Below are 23,071 nucleotides of genomic sequence, written 5' to 3'. Positions count from 1 at the left end.
GGGCAGCGTATTACGCTCCCCCCATCCCCTCGCATTCGCGAGGGACTTCCCCCGTGAACGGGGGAAGAAGAGTCAACCACCCTTGCCCTTTAGGGTACGCAGAGCGAAGGCGGGGTGAGCGGGTTTAGGGGAAGGGTGTGAAACGCCACCGGCGACCATATTTGGCAAACATTGGAAAATGCCAAGACTTGAGATTGTCGTTTACCAGATTCATCGCAGCCCCTCACCCGCCCTTCGGGCACCCTTTCACGTCAAATGATTATCAATCATTTTCAGGCTCAAACCCGTAAGCGGAGGAGGAATATCATGTTCTGATTTTTATCTACAATAGGAATAGCCTCCACCAACCGATTTTCGCGATATGTGGAACCCAGCCTGTTTTCACGAATTGTAACTTTTACAGGATGTTGCGTCTCGCGCTCTGACCCTTTCCGGGGCCTTCGACAAAGTCGCATCGTCTCTCTGTATAACTGGACCCCGAGAGGTGCTGTCCGCCACAATTGGAGACTATAATGAAAAAGCTACTTCCCATTTTAATTCTAGGATCAGCCCTCAGCGCCTGCGCCTCCTCCGGCGGATATAATGATCCCTATGACAATCGCCGCGGATATAATGACGACCTTTATGTCGAATATCAGGGTCGAACCGTCCGGAAAACGCCGGCCTATATTGAATGCGCGCGCCGCGATCGCAATAACCAGCTTCTCGGCGCCGGTATTGGAGCCGTTGTCGGCGGTGTCGTCGGAAATGAAATCGAAGGCGGCGGCACAGGGGCAGCCGTCGGCGCAGTCGGCGGAGCCGCCGCGGGCGTCGCCATTGCGAATAAGAGTTGTAGCCAGTATCTGGACGCCCGTTATCAGGACCCGCGCTATAATCCCTATGCCGATAGCCCTCCAGGCTATACGATTAATGGCCGGACCTATTACAATGAACGCGATGTCGAAACCCGCATCCGCTATCTGGAAAGCGAAGACCGCCGTCTGGCGAATGCGCCCTATACGCCAGAGGTGCGTTACCAACGGGATCAAATCCGCGATGAACTTATCGAGCTACGCGAGCTTGAGCGTCGTTGGTAGGCTACGTTTGCCGATTGGTATTTACTATTTAAATTGTTTTCTCCCCCGCTCGCGGGGGAGGCTCTGTCTATAACCCAGCCTATTCTCCCAAATATAATTTTTCACAAAGCTGTGTATTGACTCATACGTATCTCTTACGGCAATTTCTAATTCTAGTTGTTTAGCTGTGTTCCGAAAGATGTTCTCGGTCCGAATAGGAGATTGTTATGAAAAAGTTACTTCCCGTTCTAATCCTGGGGTCAGCCCTCAGCGCCTGCGCGTCTTCCAGCGGGTATAATGATTCTTATAATGATCGTCCTGGGTATAGCGGCGATGAATATGTCGAATATCAAGGACGGACTGTCCGCAAAACCCCTGCATATATTGAGTGTGAGAGCCGCGATGACGACAACCAACTGATCGGTGCCAGCGCAGCGGCAAGCGTCGCTTTGGCCAATAAAAGTTGCAAGGATTATCTAGAGGCCCGCTACCAGGTTCCACGCTACGACCCTTATGCCACCAGCACCCCTGGCACGATTTTGCCAACATATACATACGGCGCAAGGTAAATTGGCGAACATATTAGGGTATGTACGATGTCGACTAGAAAGTGATTGTGCTGGGGTTTGATCACTAAAACGTTCTTCGGCTCTCTTTGCAGCTCATGGCAACCCACAGGAGATGGATTGCAGGAACTAATCGCGTCACGACACTGCGTGTCGCTTGGGATCGTACCTTGCAACGACGAATGAGGGAAATAAAGCGCCGAAACTTTGCGCGCGAAAATGAATTCGTCTCCGTTTTAACAAGACAGAACAGGAATGATATACTCTAAGCCGTCAAAGAATCTGACATTATTAAGACTCTAAGAGAACGCCCATCTTATCAATAGCTTGCTTCCAGCCTCCTTCCCCTGCGGAACCTGATGGCACACCAATGTGAACTAATTTCATGTGGGTTCCACCCTCTCTTTCGGAAAGTTCAACAATAATTTCGGTAACTTCAGGGTGGTCAGCAGGCATGCCCATTTTTACGGGGGAAATAATATTGCCATTTTTATCCGCCATACTTTCAGTATAGACAAGACGTGTTGGGGGTTGAACCTCTTTATATTCGCCAGTGAACCACATCTCCATATTGCGTTCAGGCGTTTTCATTTCCATGCAGATTTTTCGTAGTCCGCCCACAACAACATCCATTTCTGCAACCGGAATACTCATGCCTGAGGGTCCGTACCACTTTTGGAAGAGAGAAGCATTGGTCCACATGTCCCAAACTTTCTCGATCGGCGCTTTAAAGTCCCGCTCTATAACAACCCATTTGTTTTCGCTCTGCATTGGTGCTCTCATATTTGATTTCTAAGTATCTAGTATTTGGTCCATGCTATCGAAACGGGCGGCCCATATATGTCGGTAATGATCAGTCCAAGAGGACAAAGCCCCCAATGTTTCACTATTGAGTGTGCAGGGTCGGTATTGGGCCGATTTCACCTGCTTGATAAGTGAGGCCTTTTCTAAGACTTTGATATGTTTGGAAATAGCCGGCAGGCTTATATCGAAAGGCTTGGCAAGTTCATTTACCGTTGCATCGCCCTGTGCGAGACGTTCGATAATTGCTCGCCTTGTCGGGTTTGCTAAGGCAGAAAAGGCTTCGTCTAACATCTGGCTCGATAACATATAACCGTATTAAACCAACTTGTTAATTAACGCAAGAGTTAAATATAGATGATCAACCGCATTTCCCCCTTGCACGCGGCGTATTCCCCTCTATAAGGCGCGCTTCACCGGATGCGGTCTGTTTGCTATTTGCCTGACATGGGGTCAGGTTTTGCCTTCAGAGCCATCGTTGGGATTTCGCCTTCACGAGATGCCCGGCGCCGCGTCCCCAAGAATGAAGGACTGTTATGTCTCTCTACGAGCACGTGATTATCTCACGTCCGGACATCTCTTCGAACCAGGTCGAAGAATTTGTCCAAAATGTTGCCAGAAAAGTCGAAAATGCCGGCGGAACCGTTGAAGGGGCCGAATATTGGGGTTTGCGCAATCTGGCTTACCGTATGCAGAAAAACCGCAAGGCGCATTATTCCATGCTGAAAATCAACGCAACGTCTGACACGCTGCACGAGATTGAGCGTCAGCACCGCATCAACGAAGATGTTCTGCGTTACATGTCTATCCGTGTTGAAGAGTTTTCTGATGACCCTTCGCCGATCATGAAAAAACGCGAAGAGCGCAAGCGTCGCAATAAGGAGGATTAGAAAATGGCAAAAGACGAAATCAAAATTGAAAACCTGCCAAGCCGCACAAGTTTTCGCCGTCGCCGCAAGGTTTGCCCTTTTTCCGGTGATAATGGTCTGACGATCGATTATAAAGATCCGAAATTGCTGCAGCGCTATATGTCTGAAAAAGGCAAAATCGCTCCGTCACGTATCACGGCCGTTTCCGGCAAAGCACAACGCGAACTGGCCCGCGCCATCAAGCGCGCCCGTTTCCTGGGCCTTTTGCCCTATGAAGTGAAATAAGGAGAACCCTCATGGACGTTATCCTCCTCGAAAAAATCGAAAATCTGGGCATGATGGGCGATGTTGTCTCCGTCAAGCCTGGCTATGGCCGGAATTATCTGTTGCCGCAGGAAAAAGCTCTGCGCGCTTCCAAGATCAATCTGGCCCGTTTCGAAGCCGAGCGTGAATATCTCGAGCAGCGCAATGAAGAAACCCGTCAGAAAGCCGCCGAGCAAGGCAAAGGCCTCGAAGGGACACAAATCATTCTTATCCGTAAGGCCGGCGACGCCGGAAACCTTTACGGCTCTGTGACCGCGCGTGATATTGCGGATGAGTTGAAAGACAAAGGCGTCAAGCGCAGCATGGTTGTGCTCGAGCCGGTCAAATTCCTCGGCATTCACGACATCAAGCTCCGCCTTCACCCGGAAGTCATCATCGACATCACCGTCAATGTGGCCCGTTCCGAAGACGAAGCCGAGCGTCAAGCCAAAGGCGAAGACGTAATCGGTATGGAGCAGGAAGAAGCCAAAGCTGACGCCGCCGAGAGCGCCGCAGAACGCGCCGAAGCCGCCGTCAACATGTTTGAAGGCGACGCTCCGGAAGAGTTCCAGGCCCCGGAGACGGACGCCGGCGACGCGGAAGAGCCAAAGACCGAAGAATAGTCTTCGATTACATAAGCAAAGAAAAACCCGCCTCCGTGGCGGGTTTTTTTATGTCTGGTTTTCACTTTGCAATCTACCCAGAATCGCGGTTATAAATTCGGTAGGGTTGTGGGAGTTTAAAATCATGAAATATCTATATCTTGGCATGGCGGCTGTGGCGCTTGGGCTATCGGCGTGTGAGACAATGCCGCAGACAGAGGCGGCTGCGGCCGTAGAGGCGCCCGTCACCGCCGCGCCGGCAGAGCCTGAAAAACCGAAATATAAAAGGCTCGTTTACGGCGCGGAAATGCCGCTCGTCTGCGGGCGGACCATCGCGGCCGAGGGCAAGCTCAGCAATCGGCCCAATGCCCAGGTCATGTGGGAAAACTACCTTTATGACCGTCCAGACGGAATCTGGGGCGAAATTGGCGGTCTGGTCGAGGTCAATGGCAACCTTCCCTTTGATCAGGGCCGGTGGACCAATGCCTGCGCCGTTCGCCTGTCGCATATGCTGAACAAGGCCGACCATAAAATTCCGCGCGAGAGCAAGAAAACCGTCAGCGGCGGCAATAAGGATCAGTATTATTACCGCGTCGCCGATATGGAAGCCTATCTGACCCGCGCCTATGGGGAGCCGGATCTCGCCATCACCGACGGCTCAGCCAATAGTTTTGACCTGCCGGACGAAGCCGGAATCGTGCTCATGGACTTCCCGAATTCAGGCTTTACCGGACATACTACCATCTGGAACGGAGCCGGCACGGTGGACGGCGCCAATATCGGCGGATATCGCGTCCTGTTCTGGTCCCTGCCCTGTTTCGTGCCCGAAGGCCGGAATGAGACGCCTATGGTCAGCCAGGAAGGCGCAAGCCAAAGCGTCATGCCTTAGAGGCTCTATTGCCCTGCTCCTGAAAATATTCACCACTTAAACCGGCATTTCTATTTAGTCGTCTCGGCCATCTCAAAAGACAAGATATCCTTTTCGGGCAGAGGGGCATGATGGACGTCAGGCCTTAGAAATAACCTGAATATTGACTTAAAATAAACCTGTAACCCTCAGGATTATGGCTATTACAACCATTCCGGCCAGACCGCCCAGAAAAATGATCTGCCGCTTTCGAGTCTTGAGTATAATTTTTCCGCCACGCGCCTTGTCGGCTGAAATTTTATTGGGCTTGGGTTTCTCTTTCATGTGTTCACTCTATCGTTTTAAAGATTTTATGTCGTCATAACCTTATAAACAAGCTTATGACCTAAAAGGTGGAATGCCCTTTTTTCAGGAAAAATATGCTCGAATTCTCGTTATAATCAACAAATTCGCATAATATAACCTCTGCAGCCGACATATTGAATACGCACCGCCCGGGGACAATATAAAGAAAGAGGCGGAGCGTTTTGACGCTTAAGACGTTCAAACAAGAAGAGATAGGAAAACCCATGTCTGCTATTTTACATCTTGCCATTCCTGCGGGTGATCTGAAAAATACCGTCAAATTTTATACGGACATACTCGGTTGCACGCTCGGCAATGGAGAGGAAGGCCGATGGGTCGATGTCAATTTCTGGGGCAATGAGCTCACTTTGCACCAGAGCGAAGAAAAGCTCCCCAATGTCCGTCACGACGTCGACATGGGCGCCGTTCTTGTGCCGCATTTCGGCATTCATCTGACGCAGAAAGATTTCGACGGCATCAAAGAGCGTATTGCGGAAGCGGGCCTTGAGTATATTGACGAGCCTTACCGCCGTTTCAAAGGCGATAAATACGAACAGGAAACCTTCTTCATCTCTGACCCCAATAATAATATTCTTGAAATAAAAACGATGAAAAACCCCGACCTTCTCTTTCCGAAGGACTAGTCAGCTGATTTGACCAGCAAATGTGGGATGGCCGGTCTTCAGCCCGGCTTATCTTGAAGTCTAACCTTTGACGCCTATAGTCGTGTCATGAAGAAAATAGAAACCCTCCCATCAAACGTTCTTAAATCCACTCTGCTCGTGGGGTTTCTGATGGGAGCGATGGCCTGCTCTTCCTCCGAAACATCAACGCTTGAGTTTTATGCCGTCTATCAGGACGCTAACGGAGAGACGATTTCCATTGAAGATAGCTCACTTGAGCTGCCGGAAAATGTAGAATTTTTCGGGAATAGAAGTGGGGATGGCGAGGGCTTATATGTCATATCCCCGCCTGCCATCGGGGAGAACTGTCTTGCCGATATTTGGGCGGGTGAACACCCTCAGGCCGAGTATCCTATATTGGAGTTCAAATTTACGGAAAACTGTGCCGAAGAGTTTACCAAGTTCACGGGCGACAATATCGGACGACAAATGGCTGTTGTCTTGAATAAAGAGTTATTTACCGCCCCGCTAATAAATGGCGCGATCAACCCAGACGGCATGTTCATTGAAGGCGGGTTTGAATCGATGGCTGAGGTAGAAACTTTGGCGGCCTCATTTAAAGATTAATAAGACTGTCGATATCCGTAATCGGGATAATCAACTTTAACAAGTTTCCCGAACTCAATTCGGCACGAACTGGAAATGCCCGTTTATGTCGGTATTAAATAACAAATCACCCATAACCGGCCATTGACCTATCTTATAGATTAAAATCAGCGCACCCGCATAACTGTCTGACCGAGACGGCATAGGAACTCACGTCACTTAAAGACGTTGAGTCTTCATATGTCACGACTTCAATCAAAATTTGCCTCTCCTTCCGCTTCTGCGGTTGCAGAGAAGGACGCAGCAGAATTCATGGGCGACACCACGCCCCCATGGGATTTTCTGCGTCAGCCTGGACAAGTCCTGACGACAGCTATCCATGCCGGACATTCAATCCGCCCCGAAATTCTGCCTTGGCTTGAAATCGATCCCGAAGACCGCTTACGCGAAGAAGACCCTATGACGGATTATTTCCTCGGGGTTGGCGACAGCACTGTGCGCGGCAACCGTTCGCGCTTTGAGTTTGATTTAAACAGACCGCAAGAGAAAGCGATCTCGACGGACCCGAAAGATCAATGGGGCCTGACAGTCTGGAACGAGTCTCTGCCCGAGGAACAGATTGAAAAGTCCAAGCGACTGCATGATAAATTCTATCAAATGATTCAAAGCCATTGCGACGTTATGATAGCCAGGTTCGGCCGGATTTTCGTACTCGATATCCATAGTTACAATCATCGTCGAGACGGGCCGGAGGCTGACGCGGCGCCCTTGCAAGACAATCCGGATATCGATCTGGGCGCCACGACAATGAACCATGATATATATGGAGACTTACTGGCCCGTTTTGGCAAAACGTTACAATCTGTTCCTGTTTGTGGGCGCTCGCCCTCTGTGGCCGTTAATAAACGCTGGGAAGATGGCGGCAATTTTCCCGAATGGTTGCACAGCCTCTATGGCGACGCGGCCTGCGTTATAACTCTGGAATATAAAAAATCATTCATGGATGAGTGGACAGGACAGGTAGATATTCTGGCCCTTCAACATCTGCGAGACGGCTTGGCCCGCGCCGTCCAGGTTGCACGTACTTGTCTGAACGAAATGGAGGATACCTAATAATGACGTCCACGCCCCTTCCGTCTTCCCGGATAAAGAACTCCGAAATAAACCTGCGCAAACGCCTGTCTCCCTTCGCCGCTCAGGTCGACGAAGAGCTGGCGAAAATGGACAAGAAAATTGACTGGCTGACACGTTTGACACCGGTCAATATCAACGCCATCAAGTCTGCCTTTATAGACTCGGGTTATCGCGATATGCCCGATAGCGAATATGGCGAAGGACTGACCAATGACGCGCCGGTTCTCAGGCGTGAACTTTTTTCGCTCCCCATAGACAAAATAGAAAACCCCCTCATTGAAGCTTTGCTCATAGAGAAACAGCGCGAGCTTGACCGCCAGATCGAGCTGGTTCGAATGCGCGATCGCGAAGGGTTTATCCTGGCCAGTGTCGATCTGTTCGGTAGTGTGGACGAATGTCTACTGCAACAGGCTCACGATATCATGTCGAGCGTTCCAAACAAAACTCCCGCCGAAAAGGATAGCGACGCGGAAGCGGTTGCCAATGCCGCGCGAAAAGCCACGGCCTTTTACAAAACGCAAAACCCCGCTTTCAAATGTGACGTGATTATTGATCCTAATCCGGGGACGGCCTTGTATACCAGTTTGGGGAATCTTCATATCGCGAAGGATTACCGCGCGGCTCAAGCCAGGATAGACCCGTTGATCCAGCACGAAGTCGGCACCCACGCCGTTACCCGCCATAATGGCCGCTGCCAGCCCCTGCACACGTTAAAAGGCGGCCTGGCCGATTATGACGTTCTACAAGAGGGACTGGCCGTTATGGCAGAATATCTTGCAGGCTATCTGCCGGCGGATCGGCTGCGTATATTGGCGGCGCGGGTCATCGCCGCTCATATGGCAGTTGAGGAATATAGCGGCGCAGAGATTTATGCCTGCCTGGCCGAAGAGTTTCATATGAACGCCGACATGGCCTTTGACACCGCGCTCCGGGCGAAACGGGGGGGCGGCCTGACCAAAGACGCGCTCTATCTAAAAGGCCTGTCCGAACTCCTCGCCTATCTACATCACGACGGCGATATGGAAATATTGTTCCTGGGAAAATTCGCCATGAAACAACTCCATAGTCTCGAGAAGCTATTGGTGGAGGGCATTATCAGTCCTCCGGATATAATTCCGCAATTTCTGACCCAGAAAAGTGCACAAAAACGTCTGGAGCGCGTTCGGTCAATTCCGCTAACGTCTCTCTATCAGGAAAGTCCGGAAACATGACCGATAAAAAAATTCGGATTGCGTTTGTTGTCAACGATGTGGCGACAGAAAAGGATGATTACACGACGATCCGTCTGGCCCGCAAAGCGGCGGCGCGGGGTCATGACGTGGCCTTGGTCGGAATTGGCGATTTCATTTATGACTGGCGGGGCACAATTTGCGCGATGGCGACGATTGCGGAGAAAAAGAAATTCAAAAACGACAAGACTTTTCTAGCTCATCTGCAATCAGACGATGTCACATTCGAAAGAGTAGAATTGGAAGAGTATGATATCATGATGCTGCGCAGCGACCCGGCCGAAGAAATGGGAACGCGGAGCTGGGCCCCGTCTTCCAGCCTGCTTTTTGCGCAAATAGCGGCAGCACATGGCGTGATTGTCCTGAATGATCCCAAACACCTGACAGATGCCGTCAACAAGACCTATTTTCAGGGCTTTCCCGAAGAAATTCGTCCCAAGACGACCATCACCCGCGAACCCGATGAAATCGTGGCTTTCCTGAAAGCCCATGACGACAAGGGCGTTATCAAACCCTTGCAAGGCTCCGGCGGACAGGGCGTTTTTATCATTAACGAGGATAATCGGCAGAATCTCAACCAGATTATGGAAGCCGTGATACGGGACGGATATGCCATAGTTCAGGAATATCTCCCCGCTGCCAGCAAGGGGGATTTACGTATGATAACGCTCAATGGTCGCCCCTTGGAGGTGGACGGACAATATGCCTGCCTCCACCGGTTTAGTAAGACTGAAGATCACCGCTCCAACATCTCGGCCGGCGGCGGCGTGAAACTCGTCAAACCCGATGCGGTTGCAATGAAAGTCGCGGAAATGGTCGGGCCAAAACTGATTGATGACGGCATGTATCTAACGGGACTTGATATCGCCGGCGACAAGATGATGGAAATCAATGTGGATACGCCGGGCGGCATTAATTATCTTGAGGATTTGAGCGAAGTTGATTTTTCAGGGGCGATAATTGATGATCTCGAACGCAAAGTCAGATTAAATAAACAATATGGCGGCACGCTGAGCAACCGGCAATTGGCGGTGCTGTAAATTCAAGCATACTCGAAAGCCGATTATTTCTGAAAAGAGCGCTGGCCCAAACTACTTCGGAATAAACCGGAAATGGCCATTTATATCCGTATTAAATAAGAGATCATCCTCGACCGGACCTTGCCCGATATTATGAATGACGAGCGGGGTGCCCCAATCCGATTTTTTATCTGAGATAATCCCGATATGCGGCAGACGCCCGCCAAGGCGCCAGCTGACAATGTCCCCGGGCAGATAATCTTCGGCGTTTTTCGTGATGGGGAGCTCCGCGCCCTGACGTTTGAGAAAGGTTTCGAGATTAGGCACGCGGCGGTGATCAATATTCTTGTCCGCCCGTTTTAAGCCCCAGTTTTTGGGGTAGGCACTAAAATTCCGCTTCATATCCTCATGCACCGCCTGCTGAAAATCAAAACCGAGGGCCTCACGATAGGTCCGAATAATCACATCGGTGCAGACGCCTGTATCGGCCGGGACGTCTCCGCCCGGATAGGCCAACACGACATATTTCGGGTCATATCGCACATCTGATTGCGTTCGCTCACGCGCGGCGAGAACGATTTCACCGCTTGAGGACGCATGAGCGAGCGTAAAGTCCGCCGCCGCGAACAAACAGAGACATAGGAATGATATTATGTACCGCATAGGGACTGATAATTATGCGAAATCGGTTAACCAAGCGATAAACCCATTACTTTTCAGTCACGGCTAAAACTCAAGCCTGCATCTTTGCATGATAGAGAAACAGGTGATTTCATCGCTGAGGTTTTCTATAGCGGAAGAACAAAGAGAACACTTCGGGGATAGAGAGACGCGCTTATGGGAAAAACAGCTTTTGTCAGAGTAGAGAAAAACGGCGCGGTCACGACCATCATCCTAAACCGGCCGGAAAAGCGCAATGCGGTGGACGGGCCTATGGCGGTAGCGCTTCGAGAGGCTTTCCAAGCGTTCGAAGCGGATGATAGTCAGCATGTCGCGGTGCTATGGGGCGCAGAAGGCACATTCTGCTCTGGCGCGGATCTCAGCGCCCTGGAAGATAACGCCCGCGCCCATGAACTGGATCCTGAAGGCGGCGGCACGGGTCCGATGGGCCCGACGCGCCTCACCTTATCCAAACCCCTCATCGCCGCCGTGGCCGGATACGCCGTGGCCGGAGGGCTGGAATTGGCGCTTCTGGCCGATATGCGAGTGGCCGAGGAAAGCTCTGTTTTCGGCGTATTCTGCCGCCGCTGGGGCGTGCCTCTGATTGATGGCGGCACGGTTCGGCTGCCGCGTATGGTCGGCATGGGGCGTGCTATGGACATGATTTTGACGGGTCGTCCCGTAAAGGCAGAGGAAGCGCTTTCCATGGGGCTCGCCAACCGGATCGTCCCCGACGGGACGTCTCGCGAGGCCGCCGAGGCTCTGGCCCGGGAGATTGCCGAATTTCCGCAAGAGTGCATGAGGGCTGACCGCCGCTCGACCTATGCTCAATGGGATATGCCGCTGGCCGATGCGCTGCGGCAGGAAGGCAAAGACGGCGCGCCAATTGTCGCCGCGGAGGGGCGCTCCGGCGCGAAGCGCTTTGTCGGCGGTGAAGGCCGACACGGAAAATTCAAATAAGTCTCTCTTGGATAGAAGACCTTCTTGGATAAACAGAAAGAACATTCCTATGACCCAGACCGGACCCCTTTGTCTTGAGCTTATCGAACGCGGCGCCGCCGCAAATGCCGACCGAGTGGCTGTCATATTTGGCGAAGAGCAGCTTAGCTTTGGGCAGGTCAATGCGCAGGCAAACCGCCTTGCCAACGCTCTGCAGGGACTTGGCGCCCTCCCCGGAACCCGCATTGCGCTTCTGGTCAATAACGGCCTTCTGAGCGTGCCTCTCGATTTTGCCTGCGTCAAAGCGGGGCTTAACCGCGTTCCGCTAAATTCACGTCTGTCTCTGGAGGAGCAGGCGCGTATGATAGAGGAAGCCGACTGCCAGTTTCTGATATTCGGGGCTGATTTATCAGGTCGGGCAGAGGCTCTGCTTGGGAAGCTTGCCAATCTGAAGGGCTACGGGCTTGGCAAACACTTATCAGGCGGGGAAGATTTGCTGGCCTTGTCAGAGACAGTATCCGAAACGCCGCCGAAATATGATGCCAAGGCGGAGGACGTCATTCTGACGCTCTACACCTCCGGCACGACCGGAGTTTTGAAAGCGGCGCAGCACACGCAAGCCTCTTACGCCGCGATAGGCCGGAATATTTTACTCAACCTGTTTCCGGTAACGGAAAGCGACAGGATGCTTCACGCGGCGTCGATGATTCACGCCAGCGGAACCTTTGTCCTGCCATTTTGGGTGCGTGGGGCGTGCAGTATTATTCTTCCCGGCTTTACGCCTGAAGGGTTCTTGCAAGCGGTTCAAAAATACGGCCCCACCGCGATCAACCTCGTCCCGACCATGATGCAGATGCTGCTCGAACAGGACAGATTGAGCGAATATGATCTCTCTTCTTTGAAACATATTATTTACGGGGCCTCTCCCATGCCGCGCACCGTCATAGAGCGCGCGATTGAGCATTTCGGCCAAGACAAGTTTTGGCAGTATTTTGGGCAGACCGAAGCGCCGCTCTGTCTCGCTGTCTTGCGGCCTGAAGATCATGTGGGGGATTTATTAGGGGCGTGCGGACGCCCGGCCCTGGAGGTGGAGATACGCCTCATCGATGAAAAAGGCGAAACCGCCGAAAAAGGCCAGCCCGGCGAAATCCTCGTCCGAACCCCCAGCGCAGCGGCCGGATATTTTAACGCGCCGGAGCTAACGGCGCAAAGTTTCGACAAAGAAGGCTGGGTTCATACGCGGGATATCGGTGTCTTCGATCGGCGCGGCATTCTGCATTTACGCGACCGTACCTCTGATATGATTATTTCAGGCGGGTATAATGTTTACCCGCGGGAAGTCGAAGATGCCCTCATGAGCCATTCTGCTGTCATGGAGTCTGCCGTGGTGGGCGCGCCGCATGAAAAATGGGTCGAGGCCGTTACAGCTTTTGTTGTTTTAAGAGCAGAAATGAAAGCAAGCGAAAAGGAGCTGATAGCCCATGTCGCCGAGCAAATCGCGTCTTACAAAAAGCCGCATAAGGTATTTTTCACAGACGCCCTGCCCAAAACAGCCGTGGGAAAACTTGACCGAAAGGCGCTGCGAGCCAAGCTAAAGTCCTAAATAAGGCAGTGACAAATTTGGACATATTCTCTGCCTTATTTTGGCCATGAGCCTCTCTGCTTTGTAACGCAACATTTTTGGCCCTCTATCCATTTATTCCACAAGCATCACGAAATGGTGCTGGGTTAAAACAGAAAGAGGACTATTATGACCTATTTGAAAACAACTTCTATCGCTTTGGCTTTATCAGCCGTACTTGGCGCATCTGCCGCCTATGCCGGCGACAAAGCCCCAACCTTTGCTGATCTCGACGCCAATGCCGATGGTCAGGTAAACATTACTGAGTTTACAGCGGCTCCAGGAATGGACGCTTACACAACATCAGAAATTACAGCGAAATTTAACGCGATTTCCGAAGGCACTGACACCTTCAATGAAGCGCAATATGAAATTACGCTGGACTCTTCCGGTGAAAGCACAGTTCTGACGCCAGAAAACCCATCTGATGTAATGGGTGCTGTTGAGACAGAAGATGACTATGACGCCGAAATTGGTGTCGAAACGGAAAGTGATCTGGAACTAGATTCCGAAGTTGCCACTCCGGATGAAAGCTATGCACCTGACATGACAGAGCCAGATGTCATCACGCCCGATTCAGACATCAATCCAGATACAACGCTGGATACAGATGCTGATCTGGATACCGGCATCGACACAACTGTCGATACTGAGGAAGACCCTGAACTCTAAGAGTTTCATAAACTTCCAAAACTAAATCTGAAAAGATTTACCGCCCTGTTTCCCCTACAGGGCGGTTTTTTTATAAGCCTTTACAAAACTCAATAATGATATCGCTTAATTCAGAGGGAACGTCCTCTTGAAGAAAATGCCCGCCTCCTTTGAGAGTGCGGTGTGCTTGCCCCTTGCACCCCGGAATAAGTTTTTGAAACACCTTATCGCCCCCTGCCGTGATAGGGTCTTGGTCAGAGAAACAGGTCAAAAAAGGCTTTTCCCATTTTTTGAAGACTTCCCAAGCTCGAATGTTTTCTGCAACGCCTTCCATTTCTGGGGATGTCGGAACGAGAGCCGGAAAAATTCTGGCGCCTGCCTTGTACTTTTCCTCTGGGAACGGGGCGTTGTAAGCCTCTTCTACGCCGTCTCCTAAAGGCTTTACCGTGGCTCCGCGGATGATGCCCCCGACGGGAAATTCTGGAACTGTTATTGCAAATTCGCGCCATTTTTTAAAGGCTTCTCCCGGATCATGCTTGCCAATAGGTAGAAATGTATTTCCAGCAATCACGCCTGCAAACCGATCTGGATTCTCAGCGACCAGTCGCAAGCCGATAAGACCGCCCCAGTCCTGGCAAAACAGAACAGCCTCTGAAATCTCAACGTGATCCAACCAATCCTGCATCCAAGCCACATGGCGGCTATAGGAATACTCTTTAATCTGCGAAGGTTTGTCAGACCGGCCAAACCCAATGAGATCCGGCGCCAGAACACGATAGCCTGCCTTTGCCACATGCTTGATCATGTGACGGTATAGAAAGGACCAGCTGGGTTCTCCATGCATCATGATGACCGGACGTGCGCCCTTAGGACCTTCATCCACATAATGTAGTCGCAGATCGTCACGTATATCGACGTAATGCGGAGAGAAGTCATAATCCGGTAGATTTTCAAAACAGGCCTCGGGGGTTCTCAAAATCTGCATTTCTATGCCTTTCTGGCCTGAACAATATGTCCATCTATGAGAGTTTCGCCGAGGAGTTTCATGGCTTCAACGCGGTGAAGTCCTTCCTGCAGGACGTATCGATCCTTGCCTAATCGAACATAAATCGGACTTTGCAGTCCGTTCTCGAGAATGTCTTCGGCCAGAGGTTCAATCTTGGATTCGTCAAACGTCTTTTTCTTGGCTGCCGGAACATAAATCTTAGAAATCGGTATATCGACAATACGCATGGCACACCTTTTATGTTAGTCTGGTGATAGGCTATGATAGGTTTCGGTCTTTTACAATCCATAGAAGATGAGGCCGAAGCGGCGACCATTAAAACTACAGCGTCAAGGAAACAGGATAATGACGAAACTAGCATTCAAACCCGCCGTCCCTGTGACCTTACCGATTATTGGGCAGGACAGCCGATTTCCCGTTCGCCGTATCTATTGTGTCGGTAAAAATTACGCCGACCATATTAGCGAGATGGGTGGAGACGGAAAGACAGCCAAGGCCCAACGCAGCGAGCCTGTGTTTTTTACCAAAGCGGCAGAAACCCTCGTCGAGAGCGGCCAGAGCATAAAATTTCCGCCCAACACAACAGATCTTCATCACGAGGTCGAACTGGTTGTGGCTATGGGACCAGCGGAAGACGGCAAGATCGGCATCTATGCCTATGGCGTGGGTATCGACATGACCCGGCGGGATCTTCAGGCGAATGCGAAGACGAAAGGCGGCCCTTGGGACCGGGCCAAGAACTTTCATCAATCTGCCCCCTGCTCCGCTCTGACCCCGGCCGACAAAGTCGATCTGTCAGAGGCGCATATTGTCTTGAGAAAGAACGGCGACATCGTCCAGCACGCTGCATTGAAAGACATGATCTGGTCTATCGAGGAAATCATCGAGCATCTGAAAGCTGACATGGATCTTCAGCCCGGCGATCTTATTTATACAGGCACGCCGTCCGGCGTGGGGCCTGTTCGAATTGGGGATGAACTTTCCGGCGGCGCGGAAGGACTGGAGCGGATTACGGTGCGTTTCGTCTAGCCGCTCTGAACGACTTTGTGCGACTATTGAAACGATTCAGGTTGAATATTGGCCTGTATATCGCGGGCGTCATAGGTGTCGGGTGTGTCAGCAGGCGTATTGGTCAATTTGATTTCAATTGAGTTTGTAACTTTTCGGCCCCCGAAAGCGCGGCCTAGATCATTTAGGGAAATCCCGACTCCAACGGAGGTGCCGCTGCCGTAATAACCGCGTCCGCTACTGACGCCGACACTGGTTGAGGTTCGGGAAGGACGCTCACCATTATAGGTTTCACCGGCTAAAATTCGGAAATGGCTATAACCCTCGGCCAGTGCGATTTCCGCGGCTCTCAGCAAAGCATAATCCTGCGCTTCTTCGGCGGACCTTCCCGTATAACTTACCCGAAAGCGGTCATCTTCGATTTGCGTGTTTTGAAATCCTAAACTGTCAGCCTTGGCCGCAGGGCCATAAGCAGAAGGTCCTGTGGCGCAGGCCGCCAAACTTAACGCCGCAAAAGTGGTAAGAAGAAGCTTTTTCATATGTCACGTCCTGTTCGAAGTCATCTGAAGTATGCTGTCACCTTGCCAGTTTAAGAAAGCCCAGATGACTATTTCCTGAGTAATTTATACAACGCGTATCCTGAAAATGAGTTCACAATTGCTTTATTGGCACAACCTTGAATATTTTCACCCCCTACATTTCAGGAAAACAAGCCGATCAAAACTAGACATTATTTGCTAAATGAAAGACAGCAAGCAAAATAAAAGTCCCGCCACACCCCATTTAAACGCATGAATTTTCTAATAATTGCTTGGGTTAACTGTGAATCTGAGAAGGAGACTGGTCAATTTTGGTGAACCAGATATTCTTAATCTATGTCAAAGGGCGAGGAAATAAACGGTTTATTTGAAACCATTGTCGAACTTTTCGCGGTTACCGTTCTGCTCGACGACACCGAACGGGACTGTGAATTAATCGAATTCACCCATGCAAGCCTCGTCAATAATCGGCTTTTACGTCCCGACAATATCGTCTGCCGCGAAATCCTCGTTGTCTGGTTTGAAGAGAACCGGAAGAGAATTCGAGACACCCTCGCCTCTGAAAAGGCAGAAGAGTATAAAAAAAGCCTTTTGTTAGAGATTGAGGGAGACGATGTTCGAAAACGCGTTCTGGGGTCAATCTTTGTTATCGCGGCTTGCGATGATAATCTGGACAGCGTTTCTTGCGAGTTTATTCGTCTTGCCATGACCCTTTGGAATATGGACATGCCAACCGGCAAGGAATTGGAACCGGTCAGCTAAATCAGGTCAGATTGGAAAGCTGAGGATCAGCTTTCCATGGCTTCCTTGCGGCGGCTCTCTTTCTTCCGCTCATGCTCGAGCAGGAACTTCTTGCGCACGCGGATGTTTTCCGGCGTTACCTCGACCAGTTCGTCATCATTGATAAATTCGAGCGCATATTCCAGGCTTAGATTAATTGGCGGCGTCAGAACAACGGCTTCATCCGTCCCGGACGCCCGCACATTGGTCAGCTGTTTGCCCTTGAGCACATTGACGACCAGGTCATTATCACGGGCGTTAATGCCGATAATCATGCCTTCATAGACGTCCTCGGCATGGCCGATGAACATCTTACCGCGCTCTTGCAGGTTCCAGAGCGCAAAGCCGGCGGCCTTGCCGGCGCCGTTTGAAATCAACACGCCTTTCTGACGGCTGCCAATAGTGGATTTTGAACGCGGCGCATATTGATCGAAATTGTGATACATGAGGCCTGTGCCGGATGTCAGCGTCATAAACTCTGACCGGAAACCGATGAGGCCGCGCGTCGGGATTTCATAATCAAGACGCACACGGCCTTGGCCGTCCGGCACCATGTTTTTCAGATTGCCTTTGCGCTCGCCGAGCTTCTCCATGATGGAGCCCTGGTGGTCTTCCTCCACGTCAATCGTGAGGGCTTCCCAAGGTTCGCAAAGCACGCCGTCGATTTCCTTATTGATCACCTGCGGACGGGAAATCGCGAGTTCGTATCCTTCGCGTCGCATATTTTCGATCAGGATAGACAAGTGGAGTTCGCCGCGGCCTGAAACCCGAAACTTATCGGCTTCTTCCAGCTGTTCGACGCGCAGCGCCACATTATGGATAAGTTCCTTTTGCAAGCGGTCATTGATGTTCCGCGAGGTGACATATTTGCCTTCGCGTCCCGCAAAAGGAGAGTCATTAACCTGGAACGTCATGGAAATTGTCGGCTCGTCCACCGTCAGGGCGGGCAATAGCTCTACATTTTCCGGATCGCAGATCATGTCTGAAATGCCGAGCTTGTCGATGCCAGTGAAACAGCAAATGTCCCCGGCAGAAACTTCTTCCATCTCGACGCGGTCCAGCCCCATAAAACCATAGAGCAAGAGCACTTTGGCTTTGCGGGTCTCGCCTTCGGGCGTTGCGACAACCACTTGCTGGTTGCGCTTGATTTTTCCGCGTACAACACGGCCCACGCCGATAACGCCGGTATAGGAATTGTAATCCAGAGCGGACACCTGAAGCTGCAAAGGCGCATCCGGATCCACATCCGGTACAGGGGCGTTTTTGACAATGGCTTCGAAAAGCGGCGTCATGTCTTCGCCTTGTGTCTCGACCTCATGTGAGGCCCATCCGTTCAGCGCAGAGGCATAGACAACCGGAAAATCAAGCTGCTCATCGGTGGCGCCCAAACGGTCAAACAGGTCAAAGGTCTGGTCCACAGCCCAATCCGGGCGAGCGCCCATGCGGTCAACCTTATTCACCACGACAATAGGCTTAAGACCTTGCGCCAGGGCTTTTTTCGTCACGAAGGTTGTTTGCGGCATGGGGCCTTCGACCGCATCCACAAGAAGAACGACTGAGTCGACCATGGACAGGACGCGTTCAACTTCACCGCCAAAATCCGCATGTCCCGGTGTGTCGACAATATTGATGCGCCAATCCTGACCGTCCGGGTCTTTCCAGCCAATGGCCGTGTTTTTGGCAAGAATTGTTATGCCCCGCTCTTTTTCGATATCGTTGGAGTCCATGACGCGTTCTTCGCGTGCGCCGCGTTCATCCAGCGTTCCGGATTGCCGTAAAAGCTTATCCACTAGGGTGGTTTTTCCGTGGTCAACGTGAGCCACAATAGCGACATTGCGCAAAAATTCGATAGAGTCTGACATGGTATTCCCGGTCATTGAGAGTTTGCGCGCTCCATACGCGATAAAGGCTCAAAGTCCACCTCTCTTTTCAGTGTCGCGGGACTTTTCGGGGTCTCAAAAAGGGGTTATCTTTATCAATATGACGAAAAAATGGCCCGCTCCTTGAGGGGAACGGGCCAGTTGTCCAGCGTGAGTAGGATGACAGAAAGCTGTTTCAGCGCTGAAGGGATATTTCATCCCAGACGCAGCCCCCTTACGTCCTATATGTGTTTCACCGAAACCATACATGTCAAAGTATAATCTTGGATTGAGGAACAGCCTTAGGATTTCCCGACTTTTCCAGGTAAATGAGGGGTTAAATTTCGCCTCTCCCTCTGATTTTGAAACAAGTCACGGCTAGGGATGCCTCCTTGTATTTTTACGGCGTCATGCCACATAGATAAAAAAGAAAAGGACAGTTTATGCGCCCCGACCCTCTCCCCGGTACAGCCCCCGCCCCGACACGTCTTGCGGATTACACGCCGCCAAATTTCAAAATCAACTCGGTTGATTTGGATTTTGATCTCAAGCCAAAAGGAACGCGGGTCAAAAGCAAATTGGCACTGACGCGGGTGTCAGGCGGCGATCTGCATCTGGACGGAGAGGATATCGATCTGAAATCGGTGAAGCTTGACGGAAAATCTCTCAAACGCGCCGATTACACCCTCACTCAAACGCAACTTATCCTCACAGATTTGCCGGATGAATGCGTTCTGGAAATCGAAACGACCTGCAACCCTGCGGACAACTCCAAACTTATGGGACTTTATCTTTCTGGCGGGCGCTTCTGCACGCAATGCGAGGCCGAAGGTTTCCGGCGTATTACCTACTACCCTGACCGTCCCGACGTCTTGTCCGTTTTCACCGTGCGCATGAAAGCTCCGAAAGACAAATACCCTTACCTTCTCTCCAATGGGAACATGGTTGAGTCCGGCGATTCCGAGGACGGCAAAAGTCATTATGCCGTGTGGGAAGATCCTTTCCGTAAACCCGCCTATCTATTTGCTTTAGTAGCGGGCGAATTTGACACGCTCGAAGACAGTTTCACCACGATGAGCGGACGCGATATTCCGCTGACGATCTATGTCGATCCCGGTGACGCGCCCCGCGCCGATTATGCCCTGGACAGTCTGAAACGGGCGATGAAGTGGGATGAGGACACATTCGGCCGGGAATATGATCTGGAACGCTTCATGGTCGTCGCCGTTCGGGATTTCAATTTCGGCGCCATGGAAAATAAGGGATTGAATATTTTCAACTCCTCCCTCCTCTTGGCCGATGCGGAAACCGCAACGGATATGAATTTTGAGCGCATCGAATCCGTCGTCGCGCATGAATATTTCCATAATTGGACGGGCAACCGCATTACCTGCCGCGACTGGTTCCAGCTGTGCCTAAAAGAAGGGTTCACTGTCTTTCGTGATCAGGAATTTTCTGCCGACCAACGCGGCGCGGATGTGCAGCGTATCAAGGATGTGAGCGCCCTGCGCGGCCGGCAATTTCCCGAAGACGCCGGCCCTCTCGCCCACCCTGTCCGCCCGACAGAATATATGAAAATCGACAATTTCTACACGGCGACAATTTATGAAAAGGGCGCTGAGCTTATCCGAATGCTCAAAACGATTTTAGGGCCGGAGAATTTCCGTAAAGGGTCTGATCTCTATTTTGAAATGTTGGACGGAACCGCCGCGACGATTGAGCAATTCATCGAGTGCTTCGAGCAAGCCACAGGCGAAGATTTGTCGCAATTCATGCGCTGGTATGAACAGGCCGGCACGCCAGAGCTCTCCGTCACGGTGGACGAGTCTCTGACAACGCCGGTCCAAGGCACGCGCATCACTTTTAGCCAGAGAACCAAACCGACACCGGGCCAGAGCGAAAAAACGCCTGTCGTTTTGCCGATTAAATGGCAAGCCATTGGCGAAAACGGCCCCTTATCCGAACCGCAAATGACGGTTCTCACGACAGAAGAAAACACCGTCTCTCTGCCCCGTTTTGACGAGGCTGTGTCGCTCTCCGTTTTGCAGGACTTCAGCGCCCCCGTTATTTTGAATTCACAACAAACATCCAAAGACCAGCTCCGCCTTATGGCGCAGGATCCCAATGCTTTTAACCGTTGGGAAGCGGGCCAGACATTGGCGCGCAAGCTCATCGGAACTCAGGCTCTGGCCCTGGAGAGCGGAGAGATTCCTCAAACGGACGACGCCCTTCGCGAGTATTGCGAGGCGCTGCGCAATACGCTTCATGACGACAAGTTTGATAATAATTTCAAAGCCCTGACCCTTTCCACTCCGGGAACAGCGGAAATTCTGCAATCTCTGGATCAGGCCGATCCGATTGCAGCCTATCTGGCAGGTGACTGGCTCTCCCGCGCGGTGGGCAATCGTCTCAGGGGCGACCTCCTCCAACGCTATCATGACCTCTCTGATGACGGTGAATTTAGCCCGGATGCGGAGTCCGCGGGACGAAGAGCGCTTCGCAACCGCTGTTTATCACTGCTCGCCTCCGGACGGGACGCTGTCACCGCCGGCCTCGCCACAGAACAGCTTGGGACCGCCACCAATATGACGGATGAGCTCGCCGCCCTTATCACGCTGACCAAACTCGGCGGGAAGCGGGTCAACACGTCCATGGAGAAATTCTATGATAAGTGGAAATCCAATCCTCTGGTCATAGACAAATGGTTCTCTGTTCAAGGCATGCGCAATCATGTGGAAGGCGTTTCCGCCATTAAAGAGCTGACCGAGCACGAAGTTTACGATGCGCGCAATCCGAACCGCGTCCGCGCGCTTATCGGAAGTTTCGCCATGGCGAATCCGAACCTCTTCCACGCTCCGGATGGAAGCGGATATGATTTTTTCACGGATCAGGTGCTGGACATGGATAGACGAAACCCTCAGGTCGCGGCGCGCTTGCTTGGGGCGTATGAAATTTGGCGAAAATTGGATGACCGCAGACAGACGCAAATCAAAGATCAGCTGAAGACGGTCATTGCCTCTAACCCCTCCAAAAATGTGCTCGAGATCGCGACCAAAACCCTTGGCAATTAAACACGGATTTATTTGCCCTTGGTAAGGCTCTCTTAGGAGGTTTGGTTTACCCATGCGGGGTGAACGAACCATCCAATATATCCGAAATCCGCACAGTGCAGGGTTTCCGCGAGCATGTCTCGGAGCAACGCTTCACGGTGCTTCGACAACCTATTGTAGATTTGAAAGATGGCCGCATCCATCATCACGAATGGCTGGTCCGTTTTGACCATGACAAACATGTCCAGGGCGTTATCCGCGCATCCGAAATTAGCGGCGTTATTCGCGACCTGGATCTTTCCATGCTGGCCCAGGCTATACTTGTTTTGAATGAGTATCCTGATGACACGGGGATTGCGATTAATCTCTCCGGCGCCTCGGTGGACAAGAAAAATTTCCAGGGCTCGGTCATGGCCTGTTTGACGGCCCTCGAAGCCTCCCCTGAGAAGCTGATTATTGAACTCACGGAAAGCTGGGACATGGACAATCTCGACCTTGCCCAGTCCCTACTGACAGATTTGAAATCTCGCGGCCACCCCGTTTGCCTTGATGATGTTGGCGCGGGAGCGGCCTCAATTCGTTATCTGCGGGCGCTGCCGGCAAATTGGCTAAAGATCGATGGCGGCTTTATTGCAGACAGTCTCGTTTCGATGCGTGACCGCGCCATTTTGGAGGCTTTATTATCGCTTCGTGACGCTTTGGACGTAAAATTCATCGCGGAAGGTGTCGAAACGCCGGAGATTAGTGACTTCGTCAAAAGTATGGGATTTGACGCGGCTCAAGGCTACGCTATCGGAAGACCCGAACGCGAAACCCGTATAAAACCATAAAATACAGTTTTCGCTCCATTTTTTAGTCTTCTTTCATCAAAGTAAATGAAAAATTAACTACGTTTTGTTCGACTTATAAGGTGAGAATCTTTAGCGTTTTAAGGGTGA

The 23,071-nt window shown here is 51.5% G+C and carries 25 protein-coding genes; 18 read left to right on the top strand and 7 right to left on the bottom strand.

Annotation, left to right across the window (positions count from 1 at the left end):
* Positions 1–512 precede the first annotated feature (512 nt).
* Positions 513–1,076 carry a glycine zipper 2TM domain-containing protein gene (locus tag ACN0IC_RS10320; RefSeq protein WP_416878701.1) on the top strand — a complete coding sequence of 188 codons (564 nt, stop codon included), beginning with the start codon at positions 513–515 and terminating at the stop codon, positions 1,074–1,076.
* 206 nt (positions 1,077–1,282) lie between these two features.
* Positions 1,283–1,624 (top strand): hypothetical protein, encoded by a 342-nt coding sequence (locus ACN0IC_RS10315; RefSeq protein ID WP_416878700.1) that lies wholly within the window; start codon positions 1,283–1,285, stop codon positions 1,622–1,624.
* Between the two features lie 288 nt (positions 1,625–1,912).
* Here ACN0IC_RS10315 and ACN0IC_RS10310 read toward each other — a convergent pair whose 3' ends face one another.
* Positions 1,913–2,392: an SRPBCC family protein gene (locus ACN0IC_RS10310; RefSeq protein ID WP_416878699.1), complete on the bottom strand. Its 480-nt coding sequence runs from the start codon at positions 2,390–2,392 to the stop codon at positions 1,913–1,915.
* 21 nt (positions 2,393–2,413) lie between these two features.
* A complete protein-coding gene (locus ACN0IC_RS10305; protein WP_416878698.1) occupies positions 2,414–2,716 on the bottom strand; it encodes an ArsR/SmtB family transcription factor in 303 nt (100 codons plus the stop codon).
* Between the two features lie 242 nt (positions 2,717–2,958).
* Between ACN0IC_RS10305 and rpsF the strand changes: the two genes are divergently transcribed.
* The 9 genes from rpsF to ACN0IC_RS10260 all read left to right on the top strand — a co-directional run bounded on the left by rpsF (position 2,959) and on the right by ACN0IC_RS10260 (position 10,041).
* Positions 2,959–3,312 carry a 30S ribosomal protein S6 gene (rpsF, locus tag ACN0IC_RS10300; protein WP_416878697.1) on the top strand — a complete coding sequence of 118 codons (354 nt, stop codon included), beginning with the start codon at positions 2,959–2,961 and terminating at the stop codon, positions 3,310–3,312.
* Positions 3,313–3,315: 3 nt separating this feature from the next.
* Positions 3,316–3,576, top strand: a complete 261-nt coding sequence (gene rpsR, locus ACN0IC_RS10295) for a 30S ribosomal protein S18 (protein ID WP_416878696.1) — start codon at positions 3,316–3,318, stop codon at positions 3,574–3,576.
* Between the two features lie 11 nt (positions 3,577–3,587).
* Positions 3,588–4,217 (top strand): 50S ribosomal protein L9, encoded by a 630-nt coding sequence (rplI, locus tag ACN0IC_RS10290; protein WP_416878695.1) that lies wholly within the window; start codon positions 3,588–3,590, stop codon positions 4,215–4,217.
* A 124-nt stretch (positions 4,218–4,341) separates the two neighbouring features.
* Entirely contained in the window at positions 4,342–5,085 is a 744-nt protein-coding gene (locus ACN0IC_RS10285; RefSeq protein WP_416878694.1) for a T6SS effector amidase Tae4 family protein, read from the top strand.
* A 548-nt stretch (positions 5,086–5,633) separates the two neighbouring features.
* Positions 5,634–6,053: a VOC family protein gene (locus tag ACN0IC_RS10280; RefSeq protein WP_416878693.1), complete on the top strand. Its 420-nt coding sequence runs from the start codon at positions 5,634–5,636 to the stop codon at positions 6,051–6,053.
* Positions 6,054–6,140: 87 nt separating this feature from the next.
* Positions 6,141–6,659: a SecDF P1 head subdomain-containing protein gene (locus ACN0IC_RS10275; RefSeq protein WP_416878692.1), complete on the top strand. Its 519-nt coding sequence runs from the start codon at positions 6,141–6,143 to the stop codon at positions 6,657–6,659.
* 219 nt (positions 6,660–6,878) lie between these two features.
* Positions 6,879–7,751 (top strand): N-formylglutamate amidohydrolase, encoded by an 873-nt coding sequence (locus ACN0IC_RS10270; RefSeq protein ID WP_416878691.1) that lies wholly within the window; start codon positions 6,879–6,881, stop codon positions 7,749–7,751.
* A 2-nt stretch (positions 7,752–7,753) separates the two neighbouring features.
* Positions 7,754–8,983, top strand: a complete 1,230-nt coding sequence (locus ACN0IC_RS10265) for a tyrosine/phenylalanine carboxypeptidase domain-containing protein (RefSeq protein WP_416878690.1) — start codon at positions 7,754–7,756, stop codon at positions 8,981–8,983.
* A complete protein-coding gene (locus ACN0IC_RS10260; protein ID WP_416878689.1) occupies positions 8,980–10,041 on the top strand; it encodes a glutathione synthase in 1,062 nt (353 codons plus the stop codon). The genes ACN0IC_RS10265 and ACN0IC_RS10260 overlap by 4 nt, the downstream gene beginning before the upstream one ends.
* 51 nt (positions 10,042–10,092) lie before the next feature.
* Here the strand turns inward: ACN0IC_RS10260 and ACN0IC_RS10255 are convergent, their stop codons facing one another.
* Entirely contained in the window at positions 10,093–10,683 is a 591-nt protein-coding gene (locus tag ACN0IC_RS10255) for a DUF1287 domain-containing protein (RefSeq protein WP_416878688.1), read from the bottom strand.
* A 174-nt stretch (positions 10,684–10,857) separates the two neighbouring features.
* Between ACN0IC_RS10255 and ACN0IC_RS10250 the strand changes: the two genes are divergently transcribed.
* The 3 genes from ACN0IC_RS10250 (at position 10,858) to ACN0IC_RS10240 (ending at position 13,912) form a co-directional block, all read left to right on the top strand.
* Positions 10,858–11,640, top strand: a complete 783-nt coding sequence (locus tag ACN0IC_RS10250; protein ID WP_416878687.1) for a crotonase/enoyl-CoA hydratase family protein — start codon at positions 10,858–10,860, stop codon at positions 11,638–11,640.
* A gap of 49 nt (positions 11,641–11,689) precedes the next feature.
* A complete protein-coding gene (locus ACN0IC_RS10245) occupies positions 11,690–13,222 on the top strand; it encodes a class I adenylate-forming enzyme family protein (protein WP_416878686.1) in 1,533 nt (510 codons plus the stop codon).
* Positions 13,223–13,369: 147 nt separating this feature from the next.
* Complete coding sequence (locus ACN0IC_RS10240) at positions 13,370–13,912, top strand: hypothetical protein (RefSeq protein ID WP_416878685.1); 543 nt, start codon at positions 13,370–13,372, stop codon at positions 13,910–13,912.
* A 70-nt stretch (positions 13,913–13,982) separates the two neighbouring features.
* On the opposite strand, the gene ACN0IC_RS10235 is transcribed toward ACN0IC_RS10240, so the two are convergent.
* Both ACN0IC_RS10235 and ACN0IC_RS10230 read right to left on the bottom strand, forming a co-directional pair.
* Complete coding sequence (locus tag ACN0IC_RS10235) at positions 13,983–14,876, bottom strand: haloalkane dehalogenase (RefSeq protein ID WP_416878684.1); 894 nt, start codon at positions 14,874–14,876, stop codon at positions 13,983–13,985.
* 2 nt (positions 14,877–14,878) lie between these two features.
* Positions 14,879–15,124 carry a ParB N-terminal domain-containing protein gene (locus ACN0IC_RS10230; protein ID WP_416878683.1) on the bottom strand — a complete coding sequence of 82 codons (246 nt, stop codon included), beginning with the start codon at positions 15,122–15,124 and terminating at the stop codon, positions 14,879–14,881.
* A 118-nt stretch (positions 15,125–15,242) separates the two neighbouring features.
* Here ACN0IC_RS10230 and ACN0IC_RS10225 point away from each other — a divergent pair, with 118 nt between their 5' ends.
* On the top strand, positions 15,243–15,926 hold the full coding sequence (locus ACN0IC_RS10225; RefSeq protein ID WP_416878682.1) for a fumarylacetoacetate hydrolase family protein: 684 nt from the start codon (positions 15,243–15,245) through the stop codon (positions 15,924–15,926).
* Between the two features lie 23 nt (positions 15,927–15,949).
* Here the strand turns inward: ACN0IC_RS10225 and ACN0IC_RS10220 are convergent, their stop codons facing one another.
* Complete coding sequence (locus ACN0IC_RS10220; protein ID WP_416878681.1) at positions 15,950–16,444, bottom strand: CC0125/CC1285 family lipoprotein; 495 nt, start codon at positions 16,442–16,444, stop codon at positions 15,950–15,952.
* A 336-nt stretch (positions 16,445–16,780) separates the two neighbouring features.
* On the opposite strand from ACN0IC_RS10220, the gene ACN0IC_RS10215 reads away from it, so the two are divergent.
* On the top strand, positions 16,781–17,206 hold the full coding sequence (locus ACN0IC_RS10215; RefSeq protein WP_416878680.1) for a hypothetical protein: 426 nt from the start codon (positions 16,781–16,783) through the stop codon (positions 17,204–17,206).
* 26 nt (positions 17,207–17,232) lie between these two features.
* On the opposite strand, the gene typA is transcribed toward ACN0IC_RS10215, so the two are convergent.
* A complete protein-coding gene (gene typA, locus ACN0IC_RS10210; RefSeq protein ID WP_416878679.1) occupies positions 17,233–19,086 on the bottom strand; it encodes a translational GTPase TypA in 1,854 nt (617 codons plus the stop codon).
* Between the two features lie 440 nt (positions 19,087–19,526).
* On the opposite strand from typA, the gene pepN reads away from it, so the two are divergent.
* Together pepN and ACN0IC_RS10200 are read left to right on the top strand one after the other, a co-directional pair.
* Entirely contained in the window at positions 19,527–22,154 is a 2,628-nt protein-coding gene (gene pepN / locus ACN0IC_RS10205) for an aminopeptidase N (protein ID WP_416878678.1), read from the top strand.
* Positions 22,155–22,213: 59 nt separating this feature from the next.
* Entirely contained in the window at positions 22,214–22,963 is a 750-nt protein-coding gene (locus ACN0IC_RS10200) for an EAL domain-containing protein (RefSeq protein WP_416878677.1), read from the top strand.
* Positions 22,964–23,071: the final 108 nt, after the last annotated feature.

The sequence above is a fragment of the Litorimonas sp. genome, assembly GCA_029936425.1.
Classification (GTDB): domain Bacteria; phylum Pseudomonadota; class Alphaproteobacteria; order Caulobacterales; family Maricaulaceae; genus Litorimonas.
The sequence above is the reverse complement of the archived record's forward strand: the minus strand, read 5'-3'. Positions and strand labels throughout refer to the sequence as shown.